Source organism: Sphingopyxis fribergensis (assembly GCF_000803645.1).
GTDB lineage: Bacteria > Pseudomonadota > Alphaproteobacteria > Sphingomonadales > Sphingomonadaceae > Sphingopyxis > Sphingopyxis fribergensis.
In genome coordinates this window covers 2,571,965-2,585,777 of the sequence record NZ_CP009122.1, presented here as the reverse complement: position 1 = coordinate 2,585,777, position 13,813 = coordinate 2,571,965, and the positions used below count along the sequence as shown (strand labels likewise).

Annotated in this window: 13 protein-coding genes; 5 read left to right on the top strand and 8 right to left on the bottom strand. The window is 67.1% G+C overall.

Annotated elements, in window-relative coordinates; all coding sequences use genetic code 11:
- Positions 1–38: 38 nt before the first annotated feature.
- Entirely contained in the window at positions 39–911 is an 873-nt protein-coding gene (locus tag SKP52_RS11930) for a LysR family transcriptional regulator (RefSeq protein ID WP_039574968.1), read from the bottom strand.
- Between the two features lie 95 nt (positions 912–1,006).
- Here SKP52_RS11930 and bla point away from each other — a divergent pair, with 95 nt between their 5' ends.
- Positions 1,007–1,876 carry a subclass B3 metallo-beta-lactamase gene (bla, locus tag SKP52_RS11925; protein WP_039580852.1) on the top strand — a complete coding sequence of 290 codons (870 nt, stop codon included), beginning with the start codon at positions 1,007–1,009 and terminating at the stop codon, positions 1,874–1,876.
- A gap of 79 nt (positions 1,877–1,955) precedes the next feature.
- Positions 1,956–3,062: a TonB family protein gene (locus SKP52_RS11920; RefSeq protein ID WP_052208191.1), complete on the top strand. Its 1,107-nt coding sequence runs from the start codon at positions 1,956–1,958 to the stop codon at positions 3,060–3,062.
- A 15-nt stretch (positions 3,063–3,077) separates the two neighbouring features.
- On the opposite strand, the gene SKP52_RS11915 is transcribed toward SKP52_RS11920, so the two are convergent.
- The gene (locus SKP52_RS11915) at positions 3,078–4,325 is read right to left on the bottom strand and encodes an SPOR domain-containing protein (RefSeq protein ID WP_039574966.1); all 1,248 of its coding nucleotides are present in this window, start codon (positions 4,323–4,325) and stop codon (positions 3,078–3,080) included.
- Between the two features lie 268 nt (positions 4,326–4,593).
- On the opposite strand from SKP52_RS11915, the gene SKP52_RS11910 reads away from it, so the two are divergent.
- Genes SKP52_RS11910 through SKP52_RS11900 form a run of 3 tightly spaced genes read left to right on the top strand, consistent with a single transcriptional unit; the run spans position 4,594 to position 7,456 of the window.
- Positions 4,594–5,316, top strand: a complete 723-nt coding sequence (locus SKP52_RS11910) for a ParA family protein (RefSeq protein WP_039574964.1) — start codon at positions 4,594–4,596, stop codon at positions 5,314–5,316.
- 17 nt (positions 5,317–5,333) lie between these two features.
- Positions 5,334–6,044: a hypothetical protein gene (locus tag SKP52_RS11905; protein ID WP_039574962.1), complete on the top strand. Its 711-nt coding sequence runs from the start codon at positions 5,334–5,336 to the stop codon at positions 6,042–6,044.
- A gap of 23 nt (positions 6,045–6,067) precedes the next feature.
- Positions 6,068–7,456, top strand: a complete 1,389-nt coding sequence (locus SKP52_RS11900; protein ID WP_039574960.1) for an SPOR domain-containing protein — start codon at positions 6,068–6,070, stop codon at positions 7,454–7,456.
- A gap of 264 nt (positions 7,457–7,720) precedes the next feature.
- Here SKP52_RS11900 and SKP52_RS11895 read toward each other — a convergent pair whose 3' ends face one another.
- The 6 genes from SKP52_RS11895 to SKP52_RS11870 all read right to left on the bottom strand — a co-directional run bounded on the left by SKP52_RS11895 (position 7,721) and on the right by SKP52_RS11870 (position 13,756).
- The gene (locus tag SKP52_RS11895; protein ID WP_039574958.1) at positions 7,721–8,884 is read right to left on the bottom strand and encodes a helix-turn-helix transcriptional regulator; all 1,164 of its coding nucleotides are present in this window, start codon (positions 8,882–8,884) and stop codon (positions 7,721–7,723) included.
- A gap of 360 nt (positions 8,885–9,244) precedes the next feature.
- Positions 9,245–10,468: a dihydroorotase gene (locus SKP52_RS11890; protein WP_039574957.1), complete on the bottom strand. Its 1,224-nt coding sequence runs from the start codon at positions 10,466–10,468 to the stop codon at positions 9,245–9,247.
- A complete protein-coding gene (locus SKP52_RS11885; RefSeq protein ID WP_039574956.1) occupies positions 10,459–11,454 on the bottom strand; it encodes an aspartate carbamoyltransferase catalytic subunit in 996 nt (331 codons plus the stop codon). Before SKP52_RS11885 ends, SKP52_RS11890 begins: the two co-directional genes overlap by 10 nt.
- A gap of 154 nt (positions 11,455–11,608) precedes the next feature.
- Positions 11,609–11,902, bottom strand: coding sequence for a DUF1294 domain-containing protein (locus SKP52_RS11880; RefSeq protein WP_039574955.1), 294 nt, complete (start codon positions 11,900–11,902; stop codon positions 11,609–11,611).
- Entirely contained in the window at positions 11,899–12,360 is a 462-nt protein-coding gene (ruvX, locus tag SKP52_RS11875; RefSeq protein ID WP_039574953.1) for a Holliday junction resolvase RuvX, read from the bottom strand. Before ruvX ends, SKP52_RS11880 begins: the two co-directional genes overlap by 4 nt.
- Before the next feature lie 112 nt (positions 12,361–12,472).
- Positions 12,473–13,756: a DUF3089 domain-containing protein gene (locus SKP52_RS11870; RefSeq protein WP_039574952.1), complete on the bottom strand. Its 1,284-nt coding sequence runs from the start codon at positions 13,754–13,756 to the stop codon at positions 12,473–12,475.
- Positions 13,757–13,813: the final 57 nt, after the last annotated feature.

Sequence of the window (13,813 nt, the reverse complement as noted above, 5' to 3'; positions counted from 1 at the left end):
TGACGAAAAATGGCTAATTATGATCCATTATTTGAGCTTTAGGTCGTCGCGATTTCTTCGCCCAGCCAGTCGCGAAACCGCTGCATCGCGTCGCTTTCGGGGCGCGACATCAGGCGGGTGAGCCAGTAGCGGCCTGCGTCAATCGTGAGGGCGAAGGGTTGGACGAGCAGTTCGGCGGCAAGCTCGCGCGAGAACATCGCGGGCGGTGCGAGCGCGATGCCCTGGCCTGCGGCGGCGGCGGTCGCCATCAGCGCCGAGCTGTCGAAGATGGGACCGCGGAGCATGGGGACAGGGACGCTCGCGGCGGCGAACCAGAGCGCCCATTCGTCGGCGCGGTACGAGCGCAGCAGCCGCTCGTGGATCAGGTCGGCGGGAGTCTTGAGCCGCGCGGCGATCGCGGGCGCGCAGATCGGCGCCATCGGGGCAGCGAGCAAGGGTTCGGCATGGGTGCCATGCCACGCGCCGTCGCCGAAACGGATCGCATAGTCGAGCGCCTCGCCCGCGAGGTCGACGCGGTTGTTGTTGGTCGAGATGCGCAGATCGATCGACGGGTGCGCGCGCGCGAAGGCATCGAGGCGCGGGAGCAGCCAGCCGGTCGCGAAGGTGCCGACGACGCCGACCTTGAGCGCCTCGCGGAACCGGCCGTCGGCGTACTGATCGAGCGTCGCGGCGACGCGGTCGAACGCCTCGGCAAGGACGGGGACGAGCGCATGGCCCTCGTCGGTGAGCGCGAGGCCGCGAGGCAGGCGGTGGAAGAGGCGGGTGCCGAGCCGGCGTTCGAGCTGCGCGACCTGATGGCTGACCGCGCCCTGGCTGACGCAGAGCTCGATTGCGGCGCGGGTGAAATTGAGGTGGCGGGCCGCGGCCTCGAAGGCGCGGAGGGCGTTGAGCGGAAGTTGGGCGCGATCCATGGCACGTCATCAATTATTCTCATGTCTTTGTCGAGAAATCATGGCTTTTCGCGCGTGGTGTGGATTGGCATCCCGGCGATGAAGGGAGACGAATGATGATCGCAACAATCACTATCGCCGCATGGCTCGCGGGAGTGAGCGGGGTTTCGGTGCCCGCGGCCGACGACCCGTTGACGCGGCCGCTGGCGGTCGAGCGCGCCAAGGAGTGGCTCGCGCCGCTGCCGCCCGAGAAGATTTTCGGTAACAGCTATCTGGTCGGGTTTGGCGGGCTGAGCGTCGCGCTGATCGATACGGGCGACGGGCTGGTGCTGATCGACGGCGCGCTGCCGCAGGCGGCGCCGGCGATCCTCGCCAATGTCCGCAAGCTGGGCTTCGACCCCAAAGACATCAAATTTATTCTGAGCACCGAGCCGCATTTCGACCATGCCGGCGGGCTCGCGGCACTGGCGCGCGATACCGGCGCAACGGTCGTCGCGAGCGCCCGCGGCGCCGAGGGGCTGCGCACAGGCATGCACGCCAAGGACGACCCGCAACTTGCCTATGGCGGCAGCTGGCCCGCCGTGACGCGGCTGCGCGTCGTCAAGGATGGCGAGGTGTTGAAGCTGGGCAAGGCGGCGATCACCGCGGTCGCGACGCCGGGGCACACGATGGGCAGCATGAGCTGGCGCTGGCAGGCGTGCGAGGGAGAAGTCTGCAAGGCGATCGTCTTTGCATCGAGCCTGAACCCGGTGTCGGCGGACGGCTATCGCTTCAGCTCGAAGGCCGGAGCGTCGTTCGTCAAGGGCTTTGCCGAAAGCTATCGCAAGATGGAGGCGATGCCGTGCGACGTGCTGATCGCGGCGCATCCCGACAATGCCGGACCGGGGCGGTATGACGAAACGCCCGGGGCGTGCAGCGCCTACGCCGACCGCGGTCGCAAGAAGCTGGAAAAGAGGCTCGCCGACGAGCGTTCCGGCACGAAATAGCGTTCAATCCCGTTGCTTTTCAACCTTGTAAGCCCCCGCAATAACGCTAATCTGGGCGTGAAATTGCGGGGGCTCGATCATGTTGGAAACGGGTATTCTGATCACCTTGCTGTCGATCGTGGCCAACATGCCGCCTGCCCCGCCGCCGGTATCCGGCGATCGCGCGACGTCGTCGCAGCAGATGCTGTCGTGGAATCCGGGAGAGGTCCGCTGCGACGGGGTCGCGGTTCAGGGCGGGGCAGTGCAACGCCCCGCGGCCGAATTGGCGCTGATGGATCCGCAACGGCTGAAAGCGGCGACCTATCGCTTTGCCATCGATCTGGATGGGCGGACGCGCTCGATCATGCGTGACAACAGCGGGCATCCCTTTGGGCAAGATATCGGCCCCGCGCTGGCCGCGAGTCGCTTTCCCGCGGGCGCGAAGCGCGAGAATTGCGAAATCGACTACACCCCGAAAATCGATCCGCTGGCCAGCGCGCCGATCGCCGATCTGGTCGCCTATTCGATCCATCCCACGGGTGCAAAGCTGCCGCTGGAGGGATGGGACCTATTTGCCCCCGTGGGGAATTGCCGCGACAAGCCACGCCCGGCGACGCTGCTGCGCGCCTATCCCGATTTTTCGAAGGTGACGCCGACGCCCGGGAGCCGCGACTGGTCGCTGGTCGGTTACGACACCGACGATACGGGTCGGCCGGTCAACGCCAGGATCGCGCACAGCACAGGCAATGCCGAACTCGACGCGGCGGCGGTGGCGGCGGTGCAGGCTTCGCGCTTTACCCGCGGCGCGCGCACCGGGTGCCTCTATCCCTATTGGCGCGCGGCGGCCAAGCTCGCCCCGCCCAAGCGGCCCGCAGAGCAGGAATTGCGGCCCGCGAACGCCGTCTGTCCGGGGCAGATCGAATGGGCGGTCCGGCCCAACAGCTATTATCCGCCCGCCTATCGCAAGCGCGCGATCGAGGGGTGGGCGATCGTTTCGTTCGACGTCGCGCCATGGGGCGAGATCGGCAATGTGAAGATATTGGACGCGCAGCCGTCGGCCGATTTCGGCCAGCAGGCGACCTTCATCGTGCGCGGCGCGCGCGTCGTCCCCTCGCCGCAGGGGGCGTCGGGCTGCGTCAAAACGGTCAATTTCATGATGCCGACCGACGATTTTTGGGTGGATGAAGAGCTGCCGGCGACCGACTGATCGCGCGGCGACCGGCTATTTGTCCACCACCAGACAGGCTTGCCCGCTCTTGCTCACGGCGGCGCAGAAGCTTTCGGCTTCGCGTTTGGTCGCAAAGCCGCCGGCCTGGAGGCGGGTGAGTTTGCCGCTTTTCACCAGATAGGGGGGGCGGCCGGCGAAGGCGGGATTTTTCTTTTCGAGCGAGGCCCAGAGATTGCGGGCGTTGGCTTCGACGCCGAAGGCGCCGAGCTGCGCGCGCCAAGGGTTGCCGGTGCCGTTGTGGACGCGGGCCGGCGCTGGCGTCGCGGCGGTCGCGACGGCCGCGACCGGCGCGGCCGTCGCCGGTGCGGGCTTGGGCGCGGCTTTTGCCGGCTCGGGCTTGGGAGGCAGTTTGCCGCTTTCCGGCGGCGCGGCGTAGGTCGTACCCGGCTGGGCGGTCGCGGCGACGGCGTTGGCGGTCGCTTCGGCGGCGGCGGCCGCGGCGGCGCTGGCGACGGGTGAGGATGGCACCGAGACGCTGCGGATGGGTTCGGGCACGGCGGACGGGCGTACGGCGACGGACGGCGGCGTGTCGATCACCGGCGGCGGCGTGTAGCGGGTGCCGGGGGTCGAGGCGGGCACGCTGGCGACCTTTACCGGCGAGGTGGCGGGTACGGGTTTGGGCGCGGGCGGCGCGGCGGCGTTCACTGCGGCGAGGCGCGCCTGTTGTTCGCTGCGTTCGATTTCGGGAAGCATCGCGAGCCCGCGCCGGCGCTGGTCGAGCGGGATCAGTCCGTCGAGCTGGGCGAGACGCGCCGAGGCGATGTCGAGCCCGGCGTCGCTGGCGCGCTTCGTCAGCGCATAAGCCAGCGGCCAGTCCTTCGTCGCGAGATCGCCGTTGAAGTGCGCGGTGCCGAGGACATATTGCGCGCGCGGTTCGCCGCGCGCCGCCGAATTGATGATGAAGGGCATCGCCTCCTGCCGGCGGTTCGCGGTGAAGAGCACGAGGCCGAGATTGTCTTCCGCCTGCAAATGCCCCAGCTTCGCGGCGCGGCGATACCAGGCTTCGGCCTGGGTGAGATCGGCGGGAACGCCGCGGCCGAGCTTATACGCTTGCCCCAGATTGAATTGCGCATCGGCGTCGCCGGCGAGCGCGAGCGGACGCCATTCGGCGACCGCGGCCTGATAATTGCCGGCCTGCCACGCATCGACGCCATCCTTGACGTCGGCATGGGCAGGCACGGCGAGCAGCGATGCCGCAGTGAGCGGCAGAGCCAGAAAAAGGGCGGCGCGGAATGAACGCATCTTATTCTCCAATGACTTGCGCCGCCCCAAAGCCATGACCCGGCGGCTGCAGTCCCCGCATGCTTTATAGCGCGAATAGGCTAACACGGCGTTAGCGACAAAATAGGGTCCGCCGAATTTGATCCGTTCTGGGACAAGTGTGCGTTAGGGCATCGTTTACCATGTCGGTGGGGAAGTCGTTTACCCTCATTTTATCATCGTTAACCCAATTTTAGCGCCCCGCATGGCATCCCTTCGCCGAATTTTGGATTTCCGAGGGGGTAACGCAGTGCGCGTATTGGCATTGGCTTCACAGAAAGGCGGGTCGGGAAAGACCACGCTGTCGGGGCACCTCGCGGTGCAGGCGCAGCTCGCGGGCGCCGGCCCCGTCGTTCTGATCGACATCGACCCGCAGGGCTCGCTCGCCGACTGGTGGAACGAGCGCGAGACCGACCTGCCGGCGTTCGCCCAGACCACGGTCGCGCGGCTGGCATCCGACCTTGAAATCCTGCGCCAGCAAGGCTTTAAGCTGGCGGTCATCGATACGCCGCCGGCGATCACCATGGCGATCCAGAGCGTGATTTCGGTCGCCGAACTGATCGTCGTCCCGACCCGGCCGAGCCCGCATGATCTGCGCGCCGTCGGCGCCACCGTCGACCTGTGCGAGCGCGCCGGCAAGCCGCTGGTGTTCGTCGTCAACGGCGCGACGCCGAAGGCGAAGATCACCAGCGAAGCCGCGGTTGCGCTGTCGCAGCACGGCACCGTCGCGCCGATCACGCTGCATCACCGCACCGACTATGCCGCGTCGATGATCGACGGCCGCACGGTGATGGAGGTCGACCCGAACGGGCGCTCCGCCGACGAAATCCGCCAGCTGTGGACTTATATGAACGACCGTCTCGAAAAGAATTTCCGCCGGACCGTCTTTGCCGCGCCTTTGCCCACGCAGGGCAATTATGGTGCGGTTCGCCCGATGGGTGGTGGCTTCGGCCGCCGCGTCGCTGGCCAGTGACGGGAGGTATCGGAACCATGGGCGAACCAAAACCCCTCGCATCGCTGAGCGCTGGCCTCCTTGCCCGCAAGGGCGGAGCGCGTCCCGCCATGCGCCGCCAGCCGCTCGGTAGCGGCCCCGCACCGATGAACCCCGGCGGTTACGACGACCTTGGCTGGAACGACATGGGTTATGATGTCGATCCCGACCAGTCGGCCGAACCCGCGCGCCTGGTGGATTTGAAGCCGCTGCTCACCGGATCGGTGCCCGCGCATAATGCCGAGGCCGAACATGCGGTCGACGACAGCGCCGGTCACGAACTGCTGCCCGAATATGGAGCCGAGTTCGCGGCCGAACGTGCCGGGCTGAAAGACGATTATGGCGCCGACCAGTTTGAGGCCGATCAATTTAGGGCCGAAGCCCCCGAAGTGCCCGAGGTTGTCCGCCAGCAGGAATCGCTCATAGAGCGCGTCGCTGCGGTGGCGCGCAAGGTGGAGGCGCGCGCCGAGCCCGCTCCGAAGAAGGAAAAGGCGCCGCGCGCGCTGCGGGCTCGCGAAAAGGCCGCGTTCACATTGCGTCTCGACGCCGAACGCCATTTGCGCCTGCGCCTTGCGAGCGCGGTGACGAACCGGTCGTCGCAGGTCATCCTGACCGACCTGCTCGACGAATATCTGGCTTCGCTGCCCGAAATCGACGCGATGGCAAGCCGTTTGCCCGCCGCGCGCCCGATGCGCCGCACGCAGCGCTGAACGCATAAGAGGGGGACCCAGACATGAACCGCAAGATGCTGATGAAACTGGCTGTTTCGGGCTTTGTCCTGGGCGCCGCCACGGGGTGCAGCGGCATGAAGATGGCCGAAGCGCCGTCGCGCGCCGCGGGCAAGCCCGCGATTGCCGCCAAATCCGCCAGCGATGCGCGCGTTGCGCTCGAAGCCGGCAAGGCGAGCAAGGCGGTCAGCCTGGCCGAAGCGGCAGTGGCGGACAGCCCGCGCGACGCCGGTTATCGGGCGTTGCTGGGTCAGGCGTACCTCAACAACGGCCGCTTTGCGTCGGCAACCGCGGCGCTGACCGAAGCGATGGAACTCGGCGCGGCCGACAGCAACACGGTCCTGTCGCTGACGCTGGCGCAGATCGCGCAGGGCAAGAACGGGCAGGCCGTCGCGCTGTTGACCGAGCATCGCGACACGGTGCCCGCGTCGGACCTGGGGCTGGCGCTCGCGCTCGCGGGCGATAGCGAAGGGTCGATCTATGTGCTGAACGAAGCGGCGCGCGCCAAGGGCGCCGACGCCCGGACGCGGCAGAATTTTGCGCTGGCGCTCGCCTTGTCGGACCGCTGGGCGCAGGCGCGGATCATCGCGTCGCAGGATCTGTCGGCGGCAAAGCTCGAAGGGCGGATGGCCGAATGGTCGAAGCTGGCAGCGCAGCCGAACGCGCAGGTCCGCATCGCGAGCCTGATCGGCGCGACGGCGCAACAGGATGCCGGCATGCCGGTGCGCCTCGCGCTCAGCAATTTCAGCGACACGCAGATGGCCGCAGCCGCACCGGTGGCAGAACTCGCCAGCGCCGATCCGGCGCCGATTGCTGCTTTTGCGCCGCCGCCGCCGGTTCTTGCGGATGCGGGCAGCGCGATCCGCAGCGTCGAACTGCCGATGCCCGAACGCGGCGCCGATGGTGTCGTGCCGGTGACCGAATTGCCGCAGCCGAAACGCGCGGGCGAAGTGATCCTGGCCGATGCCGCGCCGTATCGCGCGGCACCGCGCGTCGCGGGCGAGGGGCGTATCCGCCCGGCGCAGAAGCAAGCGATCGAGCTTGCGACGGTTCTGATCCCCAAGGCGATGGGCTTCGACGCGAAAAAACCCAGCGGCTGGGCGGTTCAACTCGGCGCCTATGACAGTCTGGGCATTGCCAAGGAAAAATGGGGCAGCCTCAAAAAGCGCAACGCCATTCTGGCCAGCTTCCCGGCGTCGAGCCACGCCGCGACGGTGAACGGCCGCAATTTCTATCGCCTGACGGTCAATGGCCTCGCGACGCGCGCCGACGCGGCGAGCCTGTGCAACGAGCTGAAGGCGCAGGGTCAGACCTGCTTCGTCCGCGCGATGGGCGGCGGCGAGGCGATCCAGTGGGCGTCGAAAGCCGGCGCGATGCGGCTCGCCTCGCGCTAAACAAGTTTACCCGGATAAGGGGGAGGGGCGCGGCCGGGGGGCCGCGCCTCTTTTGTTTTGAGATGGCGGGTTTCGACCGATAGTTGCCCTAAAGCCCCTCCCCTTCAGGGGAGGGGTTGGGGTGGGGGCCATCGGCGTCGCGCAAGGCCGATGGCCCCCACCCGCTGCGACTAACGAACAAGTTCGCAAGTCTCGCTGCCCTCCCCTGAAGGGGAGGGCCTAATTGCATTCAAACGTCCGCTTCCCAACCCAAAGCCGACAAATCTATCCGTCACCCGGTCCCGGAAGCCGCGCGATGAGAGCGACGAGCTGTGCCTGCGTGGTCGCGCCGGTCTTGCGGAAAATGCCCTTCAAGAGGAAGCGCACCGCGTTGACGCTGACCGCGCGCAGCGCCGCATAGTCCTGCACCGTGTCGCCCGCGGCGAGCGCGACGGCGAGGCGGGCTTCGGCGGGAGTCAGCCCGAACCATTGCGCCACACGGTCGATTTCGACCACCGGGGTTTCGCCGGGCGCGCTGCCGAGGGTGACGATCAGCGACGCTCCGAGCCGGACGCCGCCGAGCTGCTGCGCCGACTGGCGCGTGACGCGCGCGACGAGTACCGGACATTCGGCGCCCGAGGGGCCAAGCGCCTGGAAGGCAACGCCGGTGGGAGCCTCGCTTTTGACCAGATCGAGCAATTGTTTCTGGCTCGGCGGGTGGTTGAAGGCGAAGCGGTCGTGCGCGGTGCGGATGAAGCCCCTCTTTTCATAGCGCACCGCACGACTGTTCGCTGACAGGATATTGAGCTGATCGTCGAGACTGAAGATCGCGAAGGGCGCGGCGTCGGTCGCGGCGCGCGCGGCGCCCGCAGCAAGGTCGAGCGTCGCGAGGCGGTCGCTGATCCGCATCGCGCGCTGCATATGCGGGGCGAGGACGCGCAGCCCGCGCTTCAATCGCTCGACATCGCGGTCGCCGGGGCCGGGCAGCATCAGTCCGAGCCGCTCGCTGCCGCGCTTGTCGAGGAGGACGGCGATCATCCGGTCGATGCCCCAGGGGGCAAGGAAATTGCGGAAGAATTCGGTTTCGAGAAACTCGTCGCGCGTGATGATGTCGTTGCTGTCGACGACGCTGCCGTTACCGTAACGCATCAGCTTGCGCGACCAGGGATGGTTGCCGGCGTAGACTGCGGTGTAGATTTCCTGCACCCCGGCGGCGAGGCCGGTCGCGGCGACGAAGCGCGCGCTCGGCGGGCTGTTCGATTCCCAGAGGATGAAGGCCGCTTCCCAGCTCAGCGGGCAGAGCGTGCTCGTGATGCGCGCGAGGGTTTCGTTCCAGCTTTCGGGATGGAGCACCGAATCGTAGATTTCGCCGATCAGCGCATTGAGCACCTCCCATTCGGCCGGCGCATTATGGTCGGACGGAAAGGTCGGTCCCTGATCGTTCTGCATGCACTTCCCCCCAGAAGACCCGCAGCAGGCTCATTTGATAGGAGGCAAGGCGCGATGGCAAGCGCAATGCGATAAAATGAAAATTTTCTGTCTCCTACCCAGGTGGGTAGTGAAAGAATCGACCGAATCGGTCATTCATGCGCTGCGACCCGAGAAAGGTGGAACCAAGGCCATCTTGCTCTCTTGAAGTCCGTCGGCTTTGCCGGCGGGCTTCATTTGTTTGGGCGGGTGGGTTTTGGGCGCGACCCGAGGCTGCTGCGTCTCTTCATTCGTCATTCCCGCGAAAGCGGGGACCCAGTCCGACGGTGCTGCTGGGTTCCCGCTTTTGCGGGAATGACGAAGGTGGGGTGGCCGCTCAAACTAGCGAATTCGCTGGCCGCCCTTCCACAGCATCGTGGCGCGGCCCTGAACGGGCATGCCGTCGAACGGGGTGTTGCCGGCATAGGCAGCCATCTTCTTTGCGTCGACCTGCCAAGGCGTGCCCGCGTCGACCAGAATGAGATCGGCCTCTTTGCCCACCGCGAGCTTCCCCGCGTCGACGCCGAGCAGGCAGGCGGGGGTGCCCGCGAGCAGTTCGAACAGGCGGCCGGGCGAGATATGGCCGTCGCGGACGAGGTTCAGCCCGAGCGCGAGCAGGGTTTCGGCGCCCGCCATGCCGGGCTGGGCCTCGGCGAAGGGGAGGCGCTTGTCCTCGGGGCCGCGCGGGTCGTGGCCCGAGGCGAGGATGTCGATCGTGCCGTCGGCGATCGCGGCGAGGCAGGCGTGGCGATCATCCTCCGAGCGGAGCGGTGGCGACAGGCGCGCGAAGGTACGGAAATCGCCGATCGCGGTGTCGGAAAGCAACAGATGCGCGGGGGTGATGCCGCAGAGGACGGGCAGCCCCTTTGCCTTCGCGGCACGGATCAGGTCGAGCCCGCGCGCGGTGGTGACCTGGCGGAAGTGGACGGGCGCGCCGGTTTCCTCGACGAGCGCGAGGTCGCGCGCGATCGCCATCGCTTCGGCAATCGCGGGCGCGGAGGCGAGGCCGAGGCGCGTCGCCATCTCGCCATCGGTCGCGACCGCGCCGGCGGTCAGCCCTTCGTCCTCGGCATGGATGATCGTGACGAGCCCGAGCGAGGCGGCATAGGCGAGGACGCGCCGCATCACGCCGCTGTCGGCGATGCGCGCGCGGCCGGTAGCGATGGCGCGTGCGCCTGCCTGTTGCATCAGGCCGATTTCGGCGAGTTCCCGGCCTTCGAGGCCCTTAGTCGCGGCGGCGAGCGGGTGGACCCATAGGTCGGGCTTGCCGCCCTTTGCCGCACGCTCGACCAGCCCCGCGCCATCGAGCGGGCCATTGTCGGGCATCAGCGCGGCGCGCGTGATGCCGCCGAAGTGGAACGCGGGCTTGTCGGTCGCGAAGACGCCGAGGTCGATGATGCCGGGGGCGAGCCACTGGCCGCGCGCGTCGACGGTTTCGGCGCCCTCGGGGATGTCGGTGGGATTGATGGCGGCGATGCGGCCGTCGACCACGAGCAGGCTGCCCGGACGCGGCATGTCGCCGTCGATGAGCTGCGCGTTCGTGATGTGGAGCGGTTTCAGTTCCATCCGGCGACTCCCCGCTGGCGGCGTGTCAAAATGTCGAGGCACGCCATGCGGACGGCGACTCCCATTTCGACCTGTTCGGTGATCGTCGAGCGGACGGGATCGTCGGCGATGCTGCTGTCGATCTCGACCCCGCGGTTCATCGGACCGGGGTGCATGACGATCGCATCGGGTTTCGCTTTTTCGAGGCGTTTGGGGGTGAGGCCGTAGAGCGCGTGATATTCGCGTGGCGACGGCAGGTATGCGCCGTCCATGCGCTCGTTCTGGAGGCGGAGCATCATCACGACGTCGGCGTCGTGCAAGCCTTCATCCATGTCGGTGAAGGTGGTGACGTGCATGCGTTCCATTGCGGGCGGGGTGAGCGTCGGCGGCGCGACGACGCGCACTTCGTTGCCGAGCAGGGTGAGCGCGAGGATGTTCGAGCGCGCGACGCGGCTGTGCAGGACGTCGCCGCAGATCGCGATGGTGAGGCCCTCGACCCGGCCGAGGCGCCGGCGAATCGTCAGCGCGTCGAGCAGCGCCTGCGTCGGATGTTCGTGGCGGCCGTCGCCCGCGTTGAGTACGGGGCAGTCGACCTTGTCGGCGATCAGCTGAACCGCGCCCGAGCTGCCGTGACGGATCACGATCGCGTCGGCGCGCATTGCGTTGAGCGTCATCGCGGTGTCGATCAGCGTCTCGCCCTTTTTCACGCTCGACTGCGCGGCGTGCATGTTGACGACGTCGGCGCCGAGGCGTTTTCCGGCGATTTCGAACGACAGCAACGTGCGCGTTGAATTTTCGAAAAAGGCGTTGATGATCGTGAGGCCGGCGAGCCGGTCGTCATGCTTGGCCGCGCCCGAACGGTTGAGGTCGACCCACTCTTCGGCGGCGTCGAGGACGTAGGAAATCTCCCACGGAGTGAGCTGGGCGATGCCGATCAGGTGGCGATGGCGAAAGGCATCGCCGCCGGGCGGATAGTCGCTGGCGGGTCGGAGTGTGGAGCTTGTCATTAAAGCCGAGCGTCTACGCAGAAGGTGTAAAAATCGCAAGTCGCGACGTGCGAAAATCGCACATTCTTGTATCCCTGCGAAGGCAGGGATCCATCTCCCGCCGGTTCCACCCGGCGCCGACCGGAGATGGGCCCCTGCCTTCGCAGGGGCACGATCAGATTTTGCTTGTGAGCTGAACCCGAAACCCGAGCGCCCAAAGTGCGAGCAGGACGATTTCGGCGGCGCAGAGCATGACCATTTTCGTCGCGAAAGGCTGTTTGCGCGTCTTGTGCCGCACGAGGCGTGAAGCGGCGACTGTGCCGATCGCGCCGCTGACGAGGGCCCAGCCGAGCAGGGTGCTTTCGGAAATGCGCCGCGCGCCGCTTTCGGCGAATTTCTTGTCGAGGATCATCAGCACGAACGCGATCAGGTTCGCGGCGATCAGCCAAGCAATAATATACAGGCTCAACCGCGCGTCATCGCGTCGATCGCGCCTTGCAGGATGAAGGCCGCGGCGGCGCTGTCGACGCGTGTCGCGCGTTTGGCGCGGCTGACGTCGGCGGCGATCATCGCGCGTTCGACCGCGGCAGTCGACCAGCGTTCGTCCCAGAGGAGGAGGGGGAGGGCGAGTGGGGCGAGGTTGCGCGCGAAGGCGCGGGTGCTTTGCGTGCGTGGGCTGTCGGTGCCGTCCATGTTGAGGGGGAGGCCGACGACGAGGCCGACGATGTTGTGCTGCGCGATCAGGCTTTTGAGTATTTCGAGATCGACCGAGAATTTCTTGCGGATGATCGTCTTGTCGGGGGTCGCGAAGCTCCAGTTCATATCGCAGAAGGCGACGCCGATCGTCTTGGTGCCCACGTCGAGGCCCATGAGGCGCCCGCCGGCCGGGAAGTTGGCGGCGAAGTCGGGGGCGGCGGTGGTGATCATCCTTGCCCTTTAGCCGTTCGTGTCGAGCGAAGTCGAGACACGCTTGGGATGCGCAAGGCTCGACGTATCTCGACTTCGCTCGACACAAGCGGGTTGAAAAGCGGGACCCCGATCAGGTCCGGGGTGACGAGGCAGCGGAGGCAGGGGGCGGAGCGGTCGGCGCCGCTGGCGGCGGCACCGGCGACGGCTTGCCTTCATAGGTTGCGAGGCGGCGGAGTGCATCGGCGCGGACGTTCGCCCAGAAGAGGGTGATATCGTAGACGTGATAATTGTTGCCGGGGAGCACATAGCCCGCAACGACATAATTCTTTGCGACCTCGGCATCGCCGATCATCAGGAAACCGCGCGTGTCGTCGCATCTGGCGCCGATCCTGCCCGCGATCAGCGACCCGGACTTGAAACCCTCGGTGGGTTTGAGCGTGCCGAGATTGGCCTCTGCCGGTGCTTCGGTGTCGGGGACGCCCGTCAGCGGGTTGGTGCAGAGCATCCGCGTGCCCGCGCGCGGGCGGCCGTCGAAGCCGATCGTGCCGTCATAGGCGTCGGTGACCATCACCGGGTCGGCGGGATCGGCGAAGCTCGCCCAGCCGAGGATGCAGCCCTTTTGCTCGGGGGTCTGGCACGCGGGCAGGCCGAGGCCGGCGAGGTCGGTGTCGAGGCTGATCGGCCAGCCGATGACATAGGCGGCGACGATCCGCTTTGCGAGCGGGGTGCCCGCGATGCGGGTCCTGAGCAGGGTCGTGAGGTGAAGCGCGCCCTGGCTGTGGCCTGCGAGGATGATCGGCCGGTCCTTCGGCTGGGCAGCGAGAAATGCGTCGAACGCTTCCTCGACGTCGCGATAGGCCGAATCGATCGCCTTGCCCGCGGTGACGCGATCTTCGGCGAGGAAGGCGCCGAGCGTCGCCTGACGATAGCGCGGCGCCCAGATTTCGCCCGCGTCGGCAAAGGCGCTCGCCATGCCCTGCACGAACAGGTTGGCGCGGTGGTCCGAATCGCGGTCCTCGAGCGGGGCGTTCCAGCTCGAGCGGCTGTAATAGCTGGTCGGGTGGACGAAGAAGACCGCGGCGTCGCCCTGGGGGAATGGGGTTTCACCTGTCGTCTGGGCGGCGTTGGCGGGCGGGATGAGCTGGCCGCCCGTCTTAGCATCTTCGGTCCCGGGGGTTTCGCGGCCGTCGGCGGCGGGGCGCCATGCCGACGGGTCTTTCTCCATCCCCGGGCGCGCGAACCACATTTCGGGGTCGTCATAGGCGTTCGGCGCGACCGCGGCCTGCGGCTTGAATTCGGTGCTGGGGACAAAGGCGGTGCGCGCGATCCAGCCCGGGAAGAGCTGGTACACGACCCCGGCTGCGACGATCAGGAGGATGATTGCGGCGATGACGTAGAGAAATTTGCGGGCCAATTAGGATTCCATACGGTCGGGAGAGACGGATTTCGGGCCTCTCTAGCCGCTCCCGCG

Bases quoted from the DNA above. Each gene is read 5' to 3' on its own strand.
- SKP52_RS11930 (WP_039574968.1), bottom strand. From the start codon at position 911: ATGGATCGCGCCCAACTTCCGCTCAACGCCCTCCGCGCCTTCGAGGCC.
- bla (WP_039580852.1), top strand. From the start codon at position 1,007: ATGATCGCAACAATCACTATCGCCGCATGGCTCGCGGGAGTGAGCGGG.
- SKP52_RS11920 (WP_052208191.1), top strand. From the start codon at position 1,956: ATGTTGGAAACGGGTATTCTGATCACCTTGCTGTCGATCGTGGCCAAC.
- SKP52_RS11915 (WP_039574966.1), bottom strand. From the start codon at position 4,325: ATGCGTTCATTCCGCGCCGCCCTTTTTCTGGCTCTGCCGCTCACTGCG.
- SKP52_RS11905 (WP_039574962.1), top strand. From the start codon at position 5,334: ATGGGCGAACCAAAACCCCTCGCATCGCTGAGCGCTGGCCTCCTTGCC.
- SKP52_RS11900 (WP_039574960.1), top strand. From the start codon at position 6,068: ATGAACCGCAAGATGCTGATGAAACTGGCTGTTTCGGGCTTTGTCCTG.
- SKP52_RS11895 (WP_039574958.1), bottom strand. From the start codon at position 8,884: ATGCAGAACGATCAGGGACCGACCTTTCCGTCCGACCATAATGCGCCG.
- SKP52_RS11890 (WP_039574957.1), bottom strand. From the start codon at position 10,468: ATGGAACTGAAACCGCTCCACATCACGAACGCGCAGCTCATCGACGGC.
- SKP52_RS11885 (WP_039574956.1), bottom strand. From the start codon at position 11,454: ATGACAAGCTCCACACTCCGACCCGCCAGCGACTATCCGCCCGGCGGC.
- ruvX (WP_039574953.1), bottom strand. From the start codon at position 12,360: ATGATCACCACCGCCGCCCCCGACTTCGCCGCCAACTTCCCGGCCGGC.